General features: G+C 61.9%; 23 protein-coding genes. 7 read left to right on the top strand and 16 right to left on the bottom strand.

Going from position 1 to position 19,499, the window contains the following annotated elements; translation table 11 throughout:
- Positions 1–28: 28 nt before the first annotated feature.
- Positions 29–949, bottom strand: coding sequence for a DUF3152 domain-containing protein (locus B097_RS0105175; RefSeq protein WP_018581482.1), 921 nt, complete (start codon positions 947–949; stop codon positions 29–31).
- Positions 950–970: 21 nt separating this feature from the next.
- Positions 971–1,195, bottom strand: a complete 225-nt coding sequence (locus B097_RS0105170) for a DUF3107 domain-containing protein (protein ID WP_018581481.1) — start codon at positions 1,193–1,195, stop codon at positions 971–973.
- Between the two features lie 126 nt (positions 1,196–1,321).
- Between B097_RS0105170 and B097_RS0105165 the strand changes: the two genes are divergently transcribed.
- Both B097_RS0105165 and B097_RS0105160 read left to right on the top strand, forming a co-directional pair.
- Complete coding sequence (locus tag B097_RS0105165) at positions 1,322–2,671, top strand: DEAD/DEAH box helicase (protein WP_018581480.1); 1,350 nt, start codon at positions 1,322–1,324, stop codon at positions 2,669–2,671.
- Complete coding sequence (locus B097_RS0105160) at positions 2,668–3,870, top strand: Rv3212 family protein (RefSeq protein WP_018581479.1); 1,203 nt, start codon at positions 2,668–2,670, stop codon at positions 3,868–3,870. The genes B097_RS0105165 and B097_RS0105160 overlap by 4 nt, the downstream gene beginning before the upstream one ends.
- Here the strand turns inward: B097_RS0105160 and B097_RS0105155 are convergent.
- A complete protein-coding gene (locus B097_RS0105155) occupies positions 3,851–4,318 on the bottom strand; it encodes a hypothetical protein (protein WP_018581478.1) in 468 nt (155 codons plus the stop codon). The two genes, B097_RS0105160 and B097_RS0105155, sit on opposite strands and share 20 nt — an antisense overlap.
- Positions 4,319–4,866: 548 nt before the next feature.
- On the opposite strand from B097_RS0105155, the gene B097_RS0105150 reads away from it, so the two are divergent.
- Positions 4,867–5,127 carry a WhiB family transcriptional regulator gene (locus B097_RS0105150; RefSeq protein ID WP_018581477.1) on the top strand — a complete coding sequence of 87 codons (261 nt, stop codon included), beginning with the start codon at positions 4,867–4,869 and terminating at the stop codon, positions 5,125–5,127.
- Between the two features lie 90 nt (positions 5,128–5,217).
- Positions 5,218–5,292 carry a 50S ribosomal protein bL37 gene (locus tag B097_RS13905; protein WP_100227335.1) on the top strand — a complete coding sequence of 25 codons (75 nt, stop codon included), beginning with the start codon at positions 5,218–5,220 and terminating at the stop codon, positions 5,290–5,292.
- An 83-nt stretch (positions 5,293–5,375) separates the two neighbouring features.
- On the opposite strand, the gene B097_RS13470 is transcribed toward B097_RS13905, so the two are convergent.
- The 4 genes from B097_RS13470 to B097_RS0105135 form a co-directional block, all read right to left on the bottom strand.
- Positions 5,376–5,696 carry a hypothetical protein gene (locus B097_RS13470; RefSeq protein ID WP_147287123.1) on the bottom strand — a complete coding sequence of 107 codons (321 nt, stop codon included), beginning with the start codon at positions 5,694–5,696 and terminating at the stop codon, positions 5,376–5,378.
- 34 nt (positions 5,697–5,730) lie between these two features.
- Positions 5,731–6,009 (bottom strand): mycothiol system anti-sigma-R factor, encoded by a 279-nt coding sequence (locus B097_RS0105145; protein ID WP_018581476.1) that lies wholly within the window; start codon positions 6,007–6,009, stop codon positions 5,731–5,733.
- Positions 6,009–6,602 carry a sigma-70 family RNA polymerase sigma factor gene (locus B097_RS0105140; RefSeq protein WP_018581475.1) on the bottom strand — a complete coding sequence of 198 codons (594 nt, stop codon included), beginning with the start codon at positions 6,600–6,602 and terminating at the stop codon, positions 6,009–6,011. Before B097_RS0105140 ends, B097_RS0105145 begins: the two co-directional genes overlap by 1 nt.
- A gap of 65 nt (positions 6,603–6,667) precedes the next feature.
- Positions 6,668–7,345, bottom strand: coding sequence for an SOS response-associated peptidase (locus B097_RS0105135; RefSeq protein WP_018581474.1), 678 nt, complete (start codon positions 7,343–7,345; stop codon positions 6,668–6,670).
- 18 nt (positions 7,346–7,363) lie between these two features.
- Between B097_RS0105135 and aroA the strand changes: the two genes are divergently transcribed.
- Positions 7,364–8,659 carry a 3-phosphoshikimate 1-carboxyvinyltransferase gene (aroA, locus tag B097_RS0105130; protein WP_026254324.1) on the top strand — a complete coding sequence of 432 codons (1,296 nt, stop codon included), beginning with the start codon at positions 7,364–7,366 and terminating at the stop codon, positions 8,657–8,659.
- Entirely contained in the window at positions 8,652–9,674 is a 1,023-nt protein-coding gene (gene rsgA, locus B097_RS0105125; protein ID WP_018581472.1) for a ribosome small subunit-dependent GTPase A, read from the top strand. Before aroA ends, rsgA begins: the two co-directional genes overlap by 8 nt.
- A 16-nt stretch (positions 9,675–9,690) precedes the next feature.
- Here rsgA and B097_RS0105120 read toward each other — a convergent pair whose 3' ends face one another.
- Positions 9,691–10,185, bottom strand: a complete 495-nt coding sequence (locus B097_RS0105120; protein WP_018581471.1) for a DUF6912 family protein — start codon at positions 10,183–10,185, stop codon at positions 9,691–9,693.
- Entirely contained in the window at positions 10,185–10,595 is a 411-nt protein-coding gene (locus tag B097_RS0105115; protein WP_018581470.1) for an HAD family hydrolase, read from the bottom strand. The genes B097_RS0105120 and B097_RS0105115 overlap by 1 nt, the downstream gene beginning before the upstream one ends.
- A gap of 144 nt (positions 10,596–10,739) precedes the next feature.
- Between B097_RS0105115 and B097_RS0105110 the strand changes: the two genes are divergently transcribed.
- Positions 10,740–11,144, top strand: a complete 405-nt coding sequence (locus B097_RS0105110; RefSeq protein ID WP_018581469.1) for a hypothetical protein — start codon at positions 10,740–10,742, stop codon at positions 11,142–11,144.
- Between the two features lie 6 nt (positions 11,145–11,150).
- Here the strand turns inward: B097_RS0105110 and secA are convergent, their stop codons facing one another.
- The 7 genes from secA to B097_RS0105075 all read right to left on the bottom strand — a co-directional run.
- A complete protein-coding gene (gene secA / locus B097_RS0105105) occupies positions 11,151–13,712 on the bottom strand; it encodes a preprotein translocase subunit SecA (RefSeq protein WP_018581468.1) in 2,562 nt (853 codons plus the stop codon).
- 158 nt (positions 13,713–13,870) lie between these two features.
- Complete coding sequence (gene hpf, locus B097_RS0105100; RefSeq protein ID WP_018581467.1) at positions 13,871–14,542, bottom strand: ribosome hibernation-promoting factor, HPF/YfiA family; 672 nt, start codon at positions 14,540–14,542, stop codon at positions 13,871–13,873.
- Between the two features lie 89 nt (positions 14,543–14,631).
- On the bottom strand, positions 14,632–15,222 hold the full coding sequence (locus B097_RS0105095) for a ComF family protein (protein ID WP_244911213.1): 591 nt from the start codon (positions 15,220–15,222) through the stop codon (positions 14,632–14,634).
- Positions 15,223–15,241: 19 nt separating this feature from the next.
- Complete coding sequence (gene lpqB / locus B097_RS0105090; RefSeq protein ID WP_018581465.1) at positions 15,242–16,972, bottom strand: MtrAB system accessory lipoprotein LpqB; 1,731 nt, start codon at positions 16,970–16,972, stop codon at positions 15,242–15,244.
- Positions 16,969–18,507, bottom strand: a complete 1,539-nt coding sequence (gene mtrB / locus B097_RS0105085) for an MtrAB system histidine kinase MtrB (protein ID WP_211216842.1) — start codon at positions 18,505–18,507, stop codon at positions 16,969–16,971. Before mtrB ends, lpqB begins: the two co-directional genes overlap by 4 nt.
- Positions 18,508–18,553: 46 nt before the next feature.
- Positions 18,554–19,237, bottom strand: coding sequence for an MtrAB system response regulator MtrA (gene mtrA, locus B097_RS0105080; protein WP_018581463.1), 684 nt, complete (start codon positions 19,235–19,237; stop codon positions 18,554–18,556).
- A 64-nt stretch (positions 19,238–19,301) separates the two neighbouring features.
- Positions 19,302–19,499 (bottom strand): integrase core domain-containing protein (locus tag B097_RS0105075; protein ID WP_018581462.1); only part of this gene is annotated, 198 nt, incomplete at its 5' end.

Genomic DNA, 19,499 nt, shown 5'->3' with positions numbered 1-19,499 from the left:
TAATTCTCCTCACTACAATCCGAGCGCGCTACAGCACGTCGGGGCGCGGGAACGGCCACGGGTTTGCGCGGCACGTATCGGAGTTATCGGGGTACACCTCGGTGGGATCCAGCTCGTACAGCTCACCATTGTTCAGGCTGAGCGTTTGCTGCATCATGATCGGCGCCAACGCTCCATCACGCCCGCACGGCTCGTGCGCGGCATAACCCAAGCCATGACCGACTTCGTGGTTAATAAGATACTGCCGGTACGCACCCACGTCACCCTGGAAAGGAGTGGCGCCACGCACCCACCGCGCCTCATTGACGACGACGGTGTTTCCACCACCCAAGGTGGTGCGGCAGCTTGTTTCCATCTCTAGGTTCACCCCGCACATCTCTGCGGTAGTACCCACGCTGGTCAGCTGGATGTGCATGTCGGGATCATCTTCAGGGCTGACGTGTTCGAAGCGGTAACGCGGATCATTGGTCCACCCGCGCGGGTCGGCCAAGGTGGCGTCGACAAGCGCCGCAAAAGCATCATCGCCACCGTACCCAGCGGTGTCCACCCCGTTTTCCACCTCGACGACGAACTTCACCGTCATCTCAGTGCCCTCACCCGCGGTCATGCCCGGTGTTCCGACAACGCGGTAAGTCCCATCCCCCTTTTCGGTGAAGGGACCACCAGGAGGCAGGTCATTCAGCTCCAACTCCGGCAGCGGGCTTGCAGCAGGGTCCGGTCCGCGCTTATCGACGGCCGACTCGTCGCCGTTTTGGGCCGTGGTTAATGTGCCGCTGGACTGCAGAACCGGTTCCGCAGGTGTGCGCACGATGTCTACCACCAAGAAGATTGTGATCACGGCCAGTACGGGGATGGCGTAAGCACGCCACCCCCACTCACGGGCGAAACGAACCAGAAAGGAATCGCTCGTTGAAACTGACTGATCATCATGATCTACGTGGTCGGACATAATGGCTATTAACTTAGCGCATTAGCCTGCGAAGCCCACTGCGTGAGGTGCGGTCTGCCCCACCTCGACATAAGAAATACGCTCGGTGCGGATGACAAACTTGCGGCCCTTCGAGTCCTCCAAGGTCACCGTTGGTTGGTTCGATTCGATCGCCTGGTTGATCTGTCCGACGACGTCGTCCTGCTCCGACTGGCTAGAGATGACCAGTTCGCGAGGGCTTTCAGCTAGTCCAATTTTGATATCCATAATATGAGAGTTCACTATCCTTTTCGGTCGTTTTACTTCGGCAGGATTCCGCGCAGGAACCTACCCTTTGGTCCGCATCTTGTGCGGTGGTGATTCCATTGTAATCAGGTCCGCTAGACTGGGTACGTGTCCTCCGATGTTGCAAATCCGAATCCCACTACCCCGTCATTTGCCGAACTCGGCGTGGCAGCAGAGATCACAGATGCGTTGGCCGCGCACGGTATCACGCATCCTTTTTCTATCCAGGAGCTGACTCTCCCCCTTGCCCTTGACGGCACGGATCTCATCGGCCAAGCGCGCACGGGTATGGGCAAGACCCTCGCGTTCGGGGTTCCCCTGCTAGACCGTGTTTTTGACGATGCTGACATCGAAGAATTAGACGGCACTCCACGCGCACTTCTTGTGGTCCCCACCCGCGAGCTGGCGGTGCAGGTCGGCGAAGACCTGAACAAGGCTGCGGCCAACCTCCCCGTCACCGTCTACACCATTTACGGCGGGCGCCCATATGAGGAGCAAATCGACGCCCTGAACAAGGGCGTGGACGTGGTTGTGGGCACCCCAGGCCGCCTCCTTGATCTCTACGAGCGTGGAAATCTCACCCTAGAAAAGGTGGCCATCCTCGTTCTGGATGAGGCCGACGAGATGTTGGACCTAGGTTTTCTGCCCGATATCGAAAAGATTCTGGAAGCATTGACCCACAGCCACCAGACCATGCTGTTTTCCGCCACCATGCCTGGTCCGATCCTGACACTGGCGCGCACATTTATGCACAAGCCGGTACACATCCGCGCAGAGGCAACCGACGCAGGGGCTACGCATTCGACGACGGAACAAGTAGTTTTCCAGTCCCACAAGATGGACAAAATCGAAGTCGTCGCCAAGATCCTGCAAGCTGAGGGCCGCGGCCGCACCATCATCTTCACCCGGGCGAAGCGTTCGGCCGCTGAGGTAGCTGATGATCTTGCACAGCGCGGTTTCTCCGTCGGCTCCGTCCACGGCGATTTGGGCCAGGAAGCTCGCGAGCGTTCGCTAGACGCGTTTCGCGACGGGTCGATCGAGATCCTCGTGGCCACCGACGTTGCCGCCCGCGGCATCGATGTCGACGATGTCACCCACGTGATTAATTATCAGACCCCAGATGATCCGATGACCTATGTGCACCGAATCGGACGCACCGGCCGCGCCGGCAATTCCGGCACCGCGGTCACCCTGGTTGGTTTTGATGAGATGCACAAGTGGAGCGCGATCAACTCTGATCTTGGCTTGGAGCAGCCGGCTCCGCCTGAGTGGTTCAGCAACTCGCCTGAGCTCTATGAAGCCTTGGACATTCCCGACGATGCCTCCTCCCGCGTCGGCGAGCCACGAAAAGTCTTGGGCGCTAGGCCCGCACGCCAACGCGGAAGCTCGCCGCGCGGAGGCTCTCGTGGCCGATCGGGATCTCGTTCCGGACGCCGTTCCCGGGGCCGCCGCTCATGAGTGCCCCACTCCAACGTTCTCGTGGAGACCTCATCGCCACCGGCGTTATCGCGCTGATCGCTCTTGTTGCGGTGCTCATCGCCTATTTCAGCGCGCCAATCCGCTCCGCAGAGCTCAACCCTGCCTCCGAGGAATTCGCCGCGGACACGCACCTTTCTGCCGTTCCGGGGTCCGTGGAGGAGATCGCGCGTATCGACGATCACTCGCCCGCGTTGAAGCCAGTCATCTCGGACGGTGTCACTATCGGTGCAAGCGGCAACTCAATCGCAGGTTATGCCCCCGACGGGACCCAGTTGTGGACCTATGAGCGTGCCGCCGATCTCTGTGCTCTTGCGACAGCTTGGGGCAAGGCGGTAGCGACGTACCGCACCAACCTGGGATGCGGCGACGTAGTGGCCATCGATGCCGCCACCGGCGAATACGCAGGAACGCGCTCCGCGCCAGCACCCGAAGAGGTAGTGAGCATTTCCTCGAATGATCGCGTGGGAACGGTGAGCACTCAGCGCGTGGAACTGTGGCGTAATGACCTCGTTCGCACAGTGGAGTACGGTGACGTCGAAGCACCGCAAGAAGCGGACATGCAGCCCAACCCCGGCTGCACGATCACATCGGCGCTGACCCGCACAAGCTTGCTGGCAGTCACCGAGGTGTGTGGGGGCACTACCTGGCTGCGGCTCCAGGACACCACCCCGGAAGATTCCCGTGCACCCGAAATCATGGCCAACGCCCACCTCTCGGACGGCGCTGTGCTGGTCGGCATTGGCCAAGACGTGGCGGCCGTGTTTGACCCAACGACAAACGACGTCATCGGCATCAACTCCATCGGCGTGGAAATCACGCGATCCCCAGTGCAGCCCCTTGGCGACATTCCTACGCCATACGAACCCGCTGTGGCGGACCTCCCCCACCACATGACCTATTTTGATGGGTCGCGCCTCATGCTGCTGGACCCCAACACGATGAGAGTCACCTCGATCTATGAAGACGCACTAGGCACCGGTATCGCCGTGGCTAACCGATTGCTCTACCCCGTTGACGGCGGCATCGCCGTCGCCAATTGGGACACCAAAGCGGTGGAAACCACCATTCCAGTCGACCGCGGCGCGCATACCGGCCCTGTCTCGCTCGGCGTAGCGGGCGAGTCGATCGTCGAAAAGCGTGGCTCTGAGCTGGTATTTCTTAGCGCCCGTAACGCGTAGCCATCCACGCTGTGGACTGCGGGTGCAAGGTGCCCCCAAGGACCAAGACCACGGACAACCCCGTTACGATTCCCAGCAGAATCGCCCCGCCTTTGAACATGAAGAAGACCACCGAAAACAGCAGGATCTGCATAAAGACAAGCAGACCGCGGCCCCAGGTCGCGCCGCGCAGCAAAGCGATGGCGCCTGCTGCGACGATGCCGAACACGATCCAGATATACACCGCAGTGCCTAGGCCAATGAATTGAGCATTGGCGCTGTCGGAAACGATCGCGGGGTCTTCCTCACCCTGCAGATCGCGGACCGCCAGCGTGATGCCGTACACGATTGCCGCCACGGACTGCACGAGGGCCACGATTGCGGCGAAGCGCAGCGGCGCTGGCGGGCTCAGGCTCACGGGAGCATCTGAAGCGTCGGCGGGATCATTCAAAGCATCGTTGTTCGTCACGGAAGCTAGTCTAGCCTGCCCTAAAACGGCCTATTGTGAAGGCGTGGTTACATGCCGGTAAATCCACGCGCCCCCGCTTTTGCGCCTATCACAAGGCGCCGCAGAAGCAAATTCCGCGCCCTATCCGATAGTGGGAAAGGTCCACATAATTTGACCTTTGCAAGAAAGTGCTTATTGACGCTTTACGACGATTAGCCCTGTTCAAGCGCATATCGCACCATCGGGCTTGTAGTTTTACCCACCCAAGCAATAGGGGTCTAAGTATTATATTTACGTGATCTTGGTAACAAAATGCGCGCTACCCCTAGCGGAAATCTTGATTACATGTCATTATTCTCGGGTAGCAAAAACAACCGGCTGATGAATCAGCCTTTAACTCCAAGCCGCCACGGAGTTAACGCTAGGTAAAGTTGATGGGCCTCGGAACCACCGTAGGACCGCCGTCCCACCACCTAGAAAGCACAATCTTTGCAACAGCTTCCAACGAGGGGGCTGTTAGTGGTGCGCACAACACACGCTGTTGAACGATTTTTAAGGAGCATATCACCATGGATTGGCGCCACGAAGCTGTCTGCCGAGACGAAGACCCAGAGCTGTTCTTCCCAGTCGGAAACTCCGGCCCTGCCCTATCCCAGATCGCGCAGGCCAAGCTGGTCTGCAACCGCTGCCCAGTCACCTCCATGTGCCTGAAGTGGGCACTGGAAACCGGCCAGGATGCTGGTGTCTGGGGCGGCCTGTCTGAAGAAGAGCGTCGCGCACTGAAGCGTCGCAACAAGACCCGCGGCCGCCGCGCACGCGTTACCGCATAAACACCGACCCTAATTTCCCACCGGCGAGACCGAACACTAAAGTCAGTGGGGAGAAACTAACCACTGACGAGATTTAAAGGAGGCCCGCACATGTCGAAGCGTGGTCGTAAGCGTAAGGATCGCCGCAAGAAGAGCGCAAACCGCGGTAAGCGTCCAAACGCATAAGAACAGCATCTCAAGCGAAACAGCACCCCACCACCGTTCTGGTTGGTGGGGTGCTGTTTTCTCTGCTTACTAATTACTCACCATTAATGCGTCGAAAGTTCTGGAAAACGATCATTCCAAGCCTCTGTAACGGTGCGGTCTAACGTGACAGGCCAGAGGCGGAGAAGCAGGTCCTTGTTAACCAATTCTTCAATTTGCTCCTGCGTAGCTGACCCAAGAATTTCCGCGTAAGCAGCTTTTGTCTGCCCATCGTGAGAAAGTTTGATACGTACTTCTTCACGGGTGACCCACATAATAGAATGCGGAATATTGAGGACCCCCGTGGCAGGCCCTTGAAGATCATCAAGGGATTCAGGGATAGCAAAGGGTGGTCGAAATTTGCGCGTTAACTGTCCTTGCGTCATTGCTGGCCTCTCCCCACTCTGCCTCCAGCAGAAACTACTGGAAGCGCATCTCCTGGTACGTCACCGTGATCCGCTCAATGATGCGGGTGCGTAGCGTCTCCGGCGCCGGCTCACACCCGGAACATCCCCGGACAAGTTCGCGTACTGCGCGCTCAGACTGCAGCTGATGGAAGCATTCCGGGCACCGCGAGATTTCCTGCTTGATCTCTTCGGCACGAGCAGCAGTGGTGTCATCGTCGAGAAGCTCGCACAGCAACGCTTGCGCCTGACCGCAGTTCCCGCTGCAATTACCTTGGTGGTCTTGCATGCTCATTACTTGGTTCCTTCCTGCATGTCGGGATGGTCCAACCCAATGCCTTTTTCGGCCGCTACATCCTTTAACAACGCGCGGAGTTGTTTTCTTCCCCGATGCAGCCGACTCATCACAGTTCCCACCGGCGTGTCCATGATCTCGGCGATTTCCTTGTACGCCAGATCCTCCACATCGGCCAGGTAGACCACCATGCGGTAGTCGTCGGACAGCGAGTTCAACGCCTCCGTGATCTGCGAGTTCGGCATATTCTGCAGCGCTTCCACCTCAGCGGACTGCAGCCCAGTCGAATCGTGGGAGCTGGTTGTATATAGCTGGCGGTCCGTCATATCCTCCGTGGAGGTTTCCAGCGGCCGACGCTTCTTCTTCCGGTAAGTATTGATGTACGTATTCGTCATGATTCGGTACATCCACGCCTTCAGGTTCGTCCCCGGCTTGAAGCTGTCGAACGCATTAAACGCCTTCAGATACGTCTCCTGCACCAGGTCCTCGGCATCCTGCGGATTGCGCGTCATGCGCAGCGCGCCACCATACAGCTGGTCCAGCAGCGGCATGGCTTCATCAGTAAAGCGCTCGGTCAGTTCAGTCTGCGACATAACGGCCATTGTAGGGCACGCGCTTAACGACGATCACCTGCGCCCGCGCCCGTTCCAGAACAACATTAGAAGAGTGTTGTCGGAGCCGATGCATCAGAAAGCAGCTCCTCATAATCATTGCGCACATTGCCCACGGCGGGGTCTGCCTCCTGCCAGATCAGCTCGTCGGCAAGCGCGCTCGGCCGGATCAACTCCAAAGCTTCCTCCGGGGTGCCACTCACCCACTGCGGGATCTGCTCACGCGTGAGAAAAAGAGGCAACCTGTGATGCAGCCACTCGATGCCGCCGTGAGAGTCGGTGGTGACCATCGTCGTCGAGAAGCCTGCCCCGTCGCCACCGCCGGTATCCCATAGGCCGGCGGCGTACAGCATGCCCTCGGGGCGGCGCACATAATAAGGCTTCTTCTCGTGCCACTCGTAATAGCCGTCCAACACCATGATGCTGCGGCGCGATTTGAACGCGGAGCGGAATGAGGGCTTATCGGCCACGGTCTCCCCTCGCGCATTAAACAGGGGCGGGCCGGAGTCGTCCTTCTTCCAGCCAGGCAGCAGCCCCCAGCGGGCGGGGTCGACGGTGGCCAGGCCCTCGTCGATACGCACAAGCGGGACCTTCTGCGTGGGCGCCACGTTGTAGCGCGGGCCCGGCAGGCCGTCCGGGGCGTGGACCTCGCGCACGCCGGGTAGCCCGCCGATTTCTGCCATGAGCTCATCGCCGGTGGTAAAGAGTACGAAACGTCCACACATGCCTCTATTATGGACTGCATGACCGATCTTTGGCCTGTACCCGTCGCCGATGGCCCCGTCACCCACACGCAAGTGGTGCCCGGGTCCAAGTCCATCACCAACCGCGCCTATATTCTTTCCGCGCTTTCCTCCTACCCATCCAAGCTGGTAGGGGCGCTACGCTCGCGCGATACCGACCTCATGGAAGCCGCCATGGCCGCCATGGGCGTGAGATTCAACCACGCGGAAGGCACACAAGGTGCGGATGATGTCGACGAGATTACCGTCACCCCCGGCGAACTCACCGGCGGCGAGGTGGACTGCGGGCTGGCCGGCACCGTCATGCGCTTCGCCCCGGCCGTCGCGGCCTTCGCCAGCGGGCGCGTGCTTTTCGACGGCGACGCCTACGCCCGCAACCGCCCCATGGGAGAGATCCTCGATGGCTTGCGCGAACTCGGCGTCGATGTCGCCGGCGATTCCCTGCCCTTCACCGTCCACGGCAAAGGGCGTGCCGACGGCGGCCGCGTAGAGATTGACGCCTCTGGGTCCTCCCAGTTCGTCTCCGGGCTGCTGCTAGCCGGCGCGCGCTTCGACCGCGGGCTCATCGTCCACCACACCGGCGCGACCTTGCCGTCGATGCCGCATATCGAGATGACCGTCGATATGCTGCGCAAGGCCGGCGTGGAAGTCACCGCGAGCGAAAACGAGTGGGCTGTGAAACCCGGCGCGATCCAGGGGCGGACCTGGCGTATCGAACCGGACCTGTCCAACGCCACCCCCTTCTTGGCCGCCGCTGCGATCACCGCGGGTGTGGTCCGTATCCCGAACTGGCCGATCGAAACCACCCAGCCCGGCGACGTCATCCGGGACATCTTGGCGCGCATGGGCTGCGAGGTCACCCTGCATGCCGAAGGCCCCACCCACACTCTCGAGGTGCGCGGGCCACAGCGTGGCAACCTGCGTGGCATCAGCTTGGACATGAGCGATATCGGCGAGCTCACCCCCACCGTCGCGGCTCTGGCGACGCTGGCCAACACCCCTTCAGAACTTACCGGCATCGCGCATCTGCGCGGGCATGAAACCGACCGGCTTGCGGCGCTGACTGCAGAGATCAATAACCTCGGCGGCAAGTGCGAGGAGCTGGCCGACGGCCTGCGCATCACCCCGGCACCGCTCACGGGTGGCACGTGGCACTCCTACGACGATCACCGCATGGCCACGGCCGGCGCGATCATCGGCACCGTGGTTCCCGGCGTGCAGGTCGAAAATATTGGCACCACCTCCAAGACCCTCCCCGGGTTCGAGCACATGTGGGCGGACATGATCCGTGGCTAGGCGCTATTACGACGAATCCGACGTGCGGGTGCGCCCCGGCAAAGGTTCACGCCCCCGCACCAAGGACCGCCCCAAGCACAAAGACGCCGAGTTCGGCATGGTGGTCACCAAAGACCGCGGCCGCTGGGGCGTAGTCCTCGATTCTGACGGCGAGCAGCGCTTGGTCACGTGCATGCGCGCCCGCGAGATGCGCCGCACCTCCATCGAGGTAGGCGACCGCGTCGGCGTAGTCGGCGACACCTCGGGCAAGAAGGACACCTTGGCGCGCATCGTCAAGCGCGAAGATCGCACCTCCGTGCTGCGCCGCACCGCCGACGACACCGATCCCTACGAACGCATCGTCGTCGCCAACGCCGAAGTCCTCCTCATCGTCTCCGCGGTGGCCGATCCCCCACCACGTACCGGTTTCGTCGAACGTGCGCTGATCGCGGCGTTCGTCGGCGGCATCGAACCGGTCATCTGCCTGACCAAGTCCGACCTCGCCGACCCTGCCGAGTTCGCCGCCGAATTCGCCGAGCTCAACGTGGAGGTGCTCACCACCGGCATCGACGACGACCTCACCGCCCTACACGCGCGTATCGACGACCGCGTCTCCGCTTTGATCGGCCATTCCGGGGTGGGCAAGTCCACCCTGGTCAACCGCCTGGTACCGGACGCGGACCGCGAAACCGGCGATGTCTCTGGCGTGGGCAAGGGACGACACACCTCCACGCAGTCGGTGGCTTTGCAGCTGCCGGAAGGCGGCTGGATCATCGACACCCCGGGCATTCGTTCCTTCGGCTTGGCGCACGTTTCCCCCGACGATATTGTCGCCGTATTCGAGGACTTGGAGGAGGCCTCCGCCGACTGCCCCCGCGGCTGCACCCACGCAGGCCCGCCCGCGGATCCGGAGTGCGCCTGGGACAAGCTCGACGAGGATACCGCCACCTACCGCCGCGCCATGGCGGTACGACGGCTCCTCGGTGCCCTGCGGTCCAACAATGAGTGGGACGTCAAGGACCTCCAGGAAGGCTAGAGCTGTCTAAAGCCGTCTAGAGCAGCTCGATCAGGAAAGGCAGCTCCGAGGGATCATAGAAGGCCAGGTAATTGTCCTGCGCGTCGCCGACTGCCAGCTCGGCGTCCTGATCGCCGAGGTCTGCGGCGTCGACAAGTTCGATCGCCTTGGCAGTCGCTTCCTCTGCTTCTTCCAGATCGACGTGGATCGCGGCCACCTCCTCTAGGCGCACCGGGCCCGCCACCTTGACCACGGATTCACCCATGTCTGGGTGGCCTTCCGCCTCCACATCCACGGATACGACGACGCGGCGGTGCGGGAATTTCTCCTCATCCCCGATCGCGAGCAGCCGGATCGAGGCCAACGCGGCATCATCGAATGCCACCATCTCGATTTCTTCCTGGTCACCCGAGGTGAAAAACTCCGTCAGCTCAGGGGTTGCCGCGAAACCCCAGCCATTACGGACCGGCATCTCACCGGCCTGCTCCAGAGTCTCCAGCATGGCGAACGTGGCGGGAATGTAGACGCGCACTAGAACTCGCCCTCGATGTCGAACAGGGACTGGATCTCCACCACAGTGCGGTCGAAGCTGGTGTGCAGGATACCAATCATCCCGTTTTCCACCGCTGCGCGCACGTTCAAGATGTTGTCGTCGATAAGCACCAAGTCCACCAACGCCACATCGAGCGCGTCGGCAGCGGCCTGGAAAGCTGCGCGCTCGGGCTTCTCGTAGCCGATCTCGCCGGAGAGCAGTACGGCATCGACGTGGCCGCGGAACTCCCATTCGCGAATCGGATCAGCCCCATCGCCGCCGGGATCGTTGGACAGCACCGCGGTGGCCACCCCCGCCTCACGCACCGCGGCGAACAGCGCCTGCCACCGGCGCTGATCTTCAGCATCGGCGTCGAGCACGCCGACATAATCCACAACGAGTCCTCGCATAAAAAGTCTTCCTCTATCTTGATCAATCTTGGGATGTAATCCNGCACGACGTCCCCGCCATGCGGGATCGTGCCTATCGTGCCACAATGATACCTAGCCCACGTCGTATCTGCTCTCCCGAAATCCCCATTCGAGGAGGCAAACATGCTTTACCCCGTCCCTGGCCACACGTTCCTTCAGGTGCTCGTCCCTGACACCACCAGCTCGGCGCAGCCTGCGCTTGAACGCAGTGCGCGTGACGACGACTCCAGCGCAACCGCGCCGAGTGTCCCGCGTCGCTCCGCTGCCCCACTGGTCAAAGTGGCCCTGGATGCCACCTTTGGTATCCGCCAGATCCAAGCGCTGCAACGCGTAAGGTTCAGCCGGACCGTACTGAACAACGTGATGTCGCAGCGCCGCCGCGTCCACCGCCAAGGACCAGTCACGCTGGAATCCTGTCACGTGCGCGAAGACGGCGAGGTCTTTGGCACCGCCGTGTCCGCCGGGCGCAGATATGGGTACGCCGCCCGCATGGATCGCGGACGGCTCACCAGTTTTCTCGTGCTCTAGGCCGCTCTAGGCTTCGGTGACCGAAGTATCTTCCGCGGAGTCCGCGTTTTCTGCCGGCTGGAACTGCTTACGCAGCAGGAACAGCTGGCGGACGGTCTCCTCCTTCACAGCGTCATTCATCGCGTTGAACATGTCGCCGCCTTCCTTCTGGTATTCCACCAGTGGGTCGCGCTGCGCCATCGCACGCAGGCCGATGCCCTCCTTCAGGTAATCCATCTCATAGAGGTGCTCGCGCCACTTGGAGTCGATGATCGGCAAGATCACCATGCGCTCAATATTGCGCATCTGGGAGTCACCGCCGATGGCGCTCACGTTCGCTTCCAGCTCGTCGTAAGCCTTGTTCGCATCGTCGATAAGCGCCTCGCGCAACTGGGAAGCACTCAGCTCACCGGGCGAGCCGTACTCGGAGCCGTCGATGATCTCCTGCGGGCTAAACGTTGGGCCGTAGAGGCTGTCCAGTGCATTCCACAGCTCGTCGAGGTCCCAATCCTCCACGTAACCTTCGTAGGTAGCGCCGTCAACGTAGGCGCCAACCGTCTCGTCGATCATGCGGCGGATCTGGTTCTTGATGTCCTTCGCCTCAAGGATTTCGCGGCGCTCGCGGTAGACCACCTTGCGCTGCTCGTTGAGGACCTCGTCGTACTTGAGCACGTTCTTACGCATCTCAAAGTTCTGATTCTCCACCTGTGCCTGGGCACCCTTGATGGAGTTGGACACCATCTTCGCCTCGATCGGCACATCGTCCGGCATGTTGAGGCGGTTCATCATGTTTTCCATGGACTGGCCGTCGAAACGCACCATCAGATCATCACGCATGGACAGGTAGAAACGGGTCTCACCCGGGTCTCCCTGGCGGCCGGAACGACCACGGAGCTGGTTGTCGATACGGCGGGATTCGTGGCGCTCAGTACCAATCACGTAGAGGCCACCGGACTCGCGCACCTGATCGCCCAGCTTCTTCGAACGCTCCCTTGCCTGCGGCAGCTGCTCGTCCCAGGCTTCCTGGTAGCGCTCCTCATCCTCGAAGGGGTCCAGGCCCTCATTCTTCAGGCGGTGGTCCAGCAGGACCTCCGGGTTACCGCCCAGCACGATATCGGTACCGCGGCCGGCCATGTTGGTGGAGACCGTCACCTGCTTCGGCAGGCCTGCCTCGGCGATGATGCGGCCTTCCTCTTCGTGGTACTTCGCGTTCAGCACATTGTGCTTAATGCCCTTCTTTTGCAGCAGCTGGCTCAAGTACTCAGAGCGCTCCACGGACGTAGTACCGACCAGCACCGGCTGGCCGTTTTCGACGTGCTCGGCGATATCGTCGGCCACGGCCGAGAACTTCGCCTCCTGCGTCTTGTAGATCAGGTCATCGCGGTCGATGCGCTGGTTCGGACGGTTCGTCGGAATCGCCACCACGTCGAGGCCGTAGATCGAGTGCAGCTCAGCCGCCTCGGTTTCTGCGGTACCGGTCATACCGGCCAGCTTGTCGTACATGCGGAAGTAGTTCTGCAGGGTCACCGTTGCGAGGGTCTGGTTCTCATTCTTGATCTCCACGCCCTCCTTCGCCTCGATCGCCTGGTGCATGCCCTCGTTGTAACGGCGGCCGGCAAGGACGCGGCCGGTGAAGCCGTCGACGATCATGACCTCGCCCTGGCGGACGATGTAGTCCTTATCGCGCTCAAACAGTTCCTTCGCCTTGATCGCGTTGTTGAGGTAGCTGACCAGCTGTGAGTTCTCCGGCGCATAGAGGTTGTCGATGCCCAACTGGTCCTCGACAAACTCCACACCTTCTTCGTTCACACCGATGGTCCGCTTGCGCTTGTCCACCTCATAGTGAATGCCCTCGCGCATGCGCGGTGCCAACTGCGCGAACACGTTGTAGAACTGCGAAGAGCCGTCCACCGGGCCGGAAATGATCAGTGGGGTACGGGCCTCGTCGATAAGAATCGAGTCCACCTCATCCACGATGGCGAAGTTGTGGCCGCGCTGCACCAGGTCATTGAGCGAACGCGTCATGTTGTCGCGCAGGTAATCGAAGCCCAGCTCATTGTTGGTGCCGTAGGTAATGTCCGCGGCATAAGCCACCTTGCGCTCCGGCGGGCGCATCTCGCTCAAGATCACGCCGACCTCAAGCCCGAGGAAGCGGTGCACACGGCCCATCATCTCCGCGTCACGCTTGGCCAGGTAGTCGTTGACGGTAACGATGTGGACGCCCTTGCCCTCCAATGCATTGAGGTAGGCCGCCAGCACCGAGGTCAAGGTCTTGCCTTCACCCGTCTTCATCTCCGCGACATTGCCGAAGTGCAGTGCCGCGGCACCCATCACCTGGACCAAGTAGGGCTTCTGGCCCAGCACGCGCCATGCGGCTTCGCGGGCGGTGGCAAAGGCGTCGAGCAAGATGTCGTCCAAATCTGCGCCGTCCGCCAGCTGCGCCTTGAACTCGTCGGTCTTCGCCTTGAGTTCCTCGTCGGTCAGCTTGTCATAATCGTCGTTAAGAGCGATAACATCTTCAGCGATCTTCTTCAGACGCTTGACGGTACGGCCTTCACCGGCCCGGAGCAGCTTGGACAGTCCAAACACGTGTTTTGTCCTTTGTCTTGGGGGTAAAAATTCTAGTATCAACGAGCCATTGTACGCACGCTCCAGACCCAACTAATGATTTGGGCGCTCTGGGCAACGCCAGCAACGGCAACGCCCCCACCTTCAGGGGCGGGGGCGTCTGAGCTACCGGAAGAAGTTTATGCCTCTTCCTCTGGGACCAGGGAGATCAAACCGTAGTCGAATGCGTGGCGGCGGTACACCACGGATGGGCGACCGGTCTCTTCATTCACGAAGAGGTAGAAGTCATGTCCCACCAACTCCATTTCGCTGAGTGCCTGGTCCACGCTGATCGGCGTGGCCGAGTGCTCCTTGGTGCGAACGATGTGGCCCGGTTCGACATCATCGACGGTGCCCTCGTACGGGTCGACCTCGTACTGGCCTGGTTTCTTCGCCTTTGCCTGCTGTGCCTCTGCAACCAATTCGGCTGCAACCTGGCCTGTGGACTTCGGCGCGCGGTGACCAGACTTCGCGGTGTTGCGGCGGACCTTCACCTTGCGCAGGGAACGCTCCATCTTCGCCAGCGCGGTCTCCAGCGCTGCGTAGAAGCTGTCCTCTTTCGCCTCGGCGCGGGCGATGTGGCCCTTACCGGTTGCGGTGATCTGAATCCGGTCCGACTGTGCTTCGCGACGCGGGTTTGGCTCATGCTGCAGTTCAACGTGGAAGAACGTCAGGGTCGGATCCAGCTTCTCGATCCGCGCCAGCTTCTTGTTCACGCGTTCCTGAAAGTGCTCTGGAACCTCGACATTGCGGCCGGTGATGGTCACCTGTGCGTCGGGGCTCAGGACTTCATTGTTTTCTGCAGTGGTCATCTGCTTCCTCCCTACTAGATGGGGACTGGTTGTATCTCCCATCATACAGCTGGTCATAACCACATAGGCCAAAACCCCCAATTAATTTCCTAGGCGGCAGCGATCACCACCGCCGCCACCACGTTCACGCCCCGACTGAGCAGGGCCGACGCCGTCGCCTGCAGCGTCGCCCCCGTGGTGACGACATCGTCGACAAGCACCACCTGCCCGCCCGGAAGAGCCCCCACGCGCACCCGCCCCGCCAAATTCTTACGCCGCTCGGCCGCGGTCAGCTCAGCCTGGTCGGTGGTCGCGTCGTCGATACGCACCGCCTGAACCACCGGATAACCGGACGCCGCGCAGATCGCCGTGACCGGATCACCACCTCGCGCGCGTGCCGACGAGCGCCTGGTCGGGGCGGGAAGCAGCACAACCGGCGGCGTGATCTCCCCTCTGACCTCGAGGTATTCCAACCCGGCGCGCAGCACCGCCCCGACGTGGCGCCGCACGGCAAGGTTGTTGCGTTCCTTCATCGCCAGGATCACCCCGCGATGGGCGCCGGAATACGTACCCATCGCGAAGACTGGGACGTGGGGGCTGGCGTGCGGCACGACGCGCTCTGGCGGGACCGCTAATTCCCTCCGGCAGGTAGCGCAGAGGTGTTCGCCCGGCGCGCCGCACCCAGCGCAGTGGCGGGGCAAAAGCAGCTCCCACACGGTGCTAGTTGGCCACCACTGGGGCCGCACGCACGCCCTGCAGCCCGGGCACCTCGCGCCAGTTCGGGTAGTCGCTGCCCTGGGTGGGCAGCTGGAGGAGCGCGTTGGCGTCTGTGGCGTAGATCATGGTGGGGCTGGAAGCCACCATCACGACCGGCGCGTTGATATTACCGGTGGACAAGGTGGTCACCGCGGAGCCGTCCTGCTCCACGCGCAATACAGGGGCATCCGGGGAGGACGTTCCGACGATCAACGCGCCGTCTGTCTTCCACTCCGCGGAGATGATTGAGCCGCCAAAGTCGGTGGCGTATTCGAGCACGTTGACGATGCTGCGCTCACCGGCCGCGGATTGCCCCACGATGCCGGTGAAGAGGCGGCCGTCGATGATCATGGCGACACGCGAACCCGAACGGGACAACCGCAGCACGGAGATCTCCCCGTCGATCTCCTCGAGGAAGGTCGCGCCCACCTCGCTGCTGACCACCTCCCCAGAGGCTGTGGAGCGGACCGCGCGGATCACCCGGTCCCCATCGATGGCCACCCAGGCCACATTGCCATCCCCTTCGAAACTGGGTCGCGTGATGGCGTTGGCGCGCAGCACCTCAGTCTGCGGAGTAACAATACCGCCGACGGAAAAGGCTTGGCCTTCGTCGTCAGGCAAATTGAGGACGGCGGCCGCGAAGCCATCGGCTGTGATGTCGATCGAGGAAATATCGCCGGCGGTTCCCAGTGGCCCGTCGACGGGTGTGGCCTGCTCATTCTCCACCGAGTAGAGCCGGGAGTCCGTCAACGCATAGAGTTGGGCAACCTCCTGGTTGATCGCCTGCGGGTTCATGGTGGCGAAGTCATCAGGGTTGAAGCCATCGTCGTTGTCAAGCAACGGTGCCCCGTCCGCCGCAATCCGGTAGGGGCCGCTGATGCCGGCCCGTGCCAGCGTCCAGACCACCTGGGCGGCGAACTTCGTGCGTCGCTCCTGGTCCATGCTGGCCAAGCCGGTGAACTCATACACGCCGTCGGTCTTGCCGATATAGGCGCCCTGCTCCGGGAAACCCTCGGCGATGGCAGGGGCAAGCCGGCTGGTCGGGCCGGCCGCGATCAGGCTGAGCAGCACGGAATCGAGGGAATCGGTGCCGTCGAATACCCAGCGCCGGTCCGACACCAAGGCCTCGCCAGTGGAATTCAGGAAGTAGATGTGATGCGGGTGGTACTGGTTGCTCAGCTCCGTGCGTTCCATGATCACGCCGGCTGGCAGGGACGCTACCCGCCACTCACCATTAACCTGCTCCAGCTGCACGGTCGCTTCGTACACGCCGTTTTGAGGCACGTAAGCGCCACCCTCTTCCAAGGAGCCGATCACCTCACCGCGCACCGACAAGCTGCGGCGCTGCGCGTTACCGCCGGGCTGGGTGGTCAGGTCGATGCGGTCGACGATCAACGTGGAATCGTGCGGATCCCACGCCTCCGCGGCCGAGGCGGTGAGATAGTTGCGGGCGGCGGAATAGTCGCCGGTGGGGATGGCTGACGCGGCGTAGAAATCACGCAACAGCAGGTCCGGCTCCAAACCGGGCTGGGGCTCATGCAGTTCGTTTGCGGCCACGTTGCGGTCGAAAGTGCGCAACGCCTGCGGTTCCGTGTTCGACGGCAGCCTAGTGCAGGACCCGAGGGCCAGCGACGCAGTCGTCACCACGGCCAGGGCCGAGACCGCAGCGGCCCGCCTGCGCTTTCTGTGGATCATGGTGTTGCCTCCAGGGTGGGTCCGACCGGTGGGCTCAGCGGCAGCGGTGCTTCAGCAAACCCAACTCCGGACTTCTTCGGCAGGACCAGCCGGAACTGGGAGCCCACCCCCGCGGTGCCGCCGGCGTCGAGGATGCCCTTGTGCAGGGCGGCGTCCTCACGCGCAATGGCAAGGCCCAGCCCGGTACCGCCGGAGTGGCGTTTGCGCGAGGCGTCCGCGCGCCAGAAGCGGTTGAACACCAGCTCCTCCTGGCCGGGTTTCAAACCCACGCCGTTATCGGTGACTGTGTAGGCCACCGCGTCCTCATTTTCGGCCAGCCGCACGTTCACCGGGTTGCCATCCGAGTGGTCAAGCGCGTTGGCCAGCAGGTTGCGCAGGATCCTTTCGATGCGGCGGGTATCGCCCTCTATCGTGACGGGTTCTTCCGGCACGTCGAAGGTGACGTCCACGTCCAGCTCTGCCGCTAGGTGCTTGGTCTGCTGCCACGCCGATTCCAGCGGGGCCTGGGCCTTGATGGTGGACACGGCGAGGTCCGCCACGCCGGCGTCGTGACGTGAAATCTCCAGCAGGTCCCCCAGCAGCGCCTCGAAGCGGTCAAGCTCGCGGATCATCAGCTGGCTGGCGCGCTTCGTGTGCGGTTCAAGCGAGTCCTCGTCGGCGGCGATCATGTCCGCCGCCATACGCACCGTGGTCAGCGGCGTGCGCAGCTCATGGGAAACATCGGAGGTGAACTGGCGTTGCAGGTCACCATATTCCTCGAGTTGGTGGATCTGGCTGGAAAGCTTGTCGGCCATATTGTTAAAGGATAACGCGAGCCGCGCCATCTCGTCTTCGCCCTCCACGGCCATGCGCTCCCGCAGATGGCCTGAGGCGAGGCGCTCCGCGATGCGCGAAGCAGACCGGATCGGGCCCGTAATTTGCTGGGTTGCCAGCCACGCGATGCCGACCAACAGCACGATGACCACCAGCGCTGCCGTGGCGAGTAGACCGCGCATCAACGCCATCGTTGATTCTTCGGACTCCATCGACATCACCAGGTACACCTGCAGGTTTTGGATGTCAGCTTCCGTCGGTGTGCCGATGATCAGCGCATTAAATGCCGTCCCGTCGGCGCGCTCCAGCGGCGCGAACTGGTAGGACACCTGGCCTTGGGAGACGAAATTGCGCAGGCTTTCCGGGATCCGGTAGCCCTCCGGACTCGCGGTGGCCTCTCCGCCGATGCCTTCAACAATCAGCACCGGTTCGAAAACCGCAGGGGTTTCCGCGGTGTTTTGGCTCTGGCTGGTCAGGGAGGCCCGGGCAGAGTTCAGCCGCACTTGCATGCTTGACGACGAGCCCGTGGCATTAATCTGCTGCTCCACTGTGGCGCGGGCGCGATCAATCTGGCTATCGGCAACATCGATCTTGGTGTCTACCAGCCGCTGAGTGACCACAGTGGACAGGGCAAAGGCCAGCAGCAGCATGACCGCGCCTGAGGCGATCAGGACGGAACCAATGAAGCGCACCTGCAAAGAGGTCCGCCACGATTCGGACAGGTAGGCGCGAAGCCTTTGGAGTCTGTGGATCAGAGGACTGCCCCCACTACTCGCCAGGAGTGCCGGTCTTGTAACCCACACCGCGCACAGTCAGCACGATCTGCGGGTCTTCCGGGTCCTTCTCAATCTTGGAACGCAGACGCTGCACGTGAACGTTCACCAGGCGTGTATCCGAGGCGTGGCGGTAGCCCCACACCGATTCCAGCAGCTCCTCACGGGTGTGTACCTGCTTCGGCTTGCGCGCCAGCTCCAGCAGCAGATCAAACTCCAGCGGGGTCAGCGAGATTTCCTCGTCGCCACGCTTGACCATGTGCTGCGGCACGTCGATCGTCAGATCGCCCACCTCGATGATCTCGGAGGGGTCCTCGTCGTTGCGGCGCAGTCGCGCCCGAATGCGTGCCACCAGTTCCTTCGGCTTGAAGGGCTTGGTGATGTAGTCATCTGCGCCCGACTCCAGGCCCAGAACAACGTCCACCGTGTCGGTCTTGGCGGTGAGCATGACGATCGGCACCGCGGACTCCGCGCGAATCGCCTTGCAAATATCCACACCGTTCATGCCAGGGAGCATGAGGTCCAACAAGATCAGGTCCGGGTCGTGTTCCCGAAAAGCAGGGACCGCCTCGTTGCCATCATTGACGACGACGGGGTCCAAGCCCTCAGCCTCGAGGACAATCGAGAGCATTTCGGAGATTGCTGGATCATCATCGACGACAAGAATCTTGTTGGACATGCCGGCTCCTTTAGGCGGTACAGACCTTTTTACAGTTTGAACCGTCACGGTTTTGTTGCCACCGTTAGATTGGCTGAGCCACCCTCTCAGGTGACTCGGTGATTGTAGCGTGCCCGGCCCAGTAGGTCTCCTCGTGCTCCGCGGGTGGGACCATCCCGAGGGTGGAGTGCAGTCGACGGGTGTTGTACCACTGCACCCACGACATGGTCGCCAGCTCCACGTCCACGATCGACTCCAAGCGCTCCGGGGTGAAGATCCGGGA

Origin of the sequence: Corynebacterium pilosum DSM 20521 = CIP 103422 (assembly GCF_000373805.1) — a bacterium.
Lineage (GTDB): Bacteria > Actinomycetota > Actinomycetes > Mycobacteriales > Mycobacteriaceae > Corynebacterium > Corynebacterium pilosum.
Note: the sequence above shows the minus strand (reverse complement) of the source record. Positions and strands in the feature narration are given on the sequence as shown.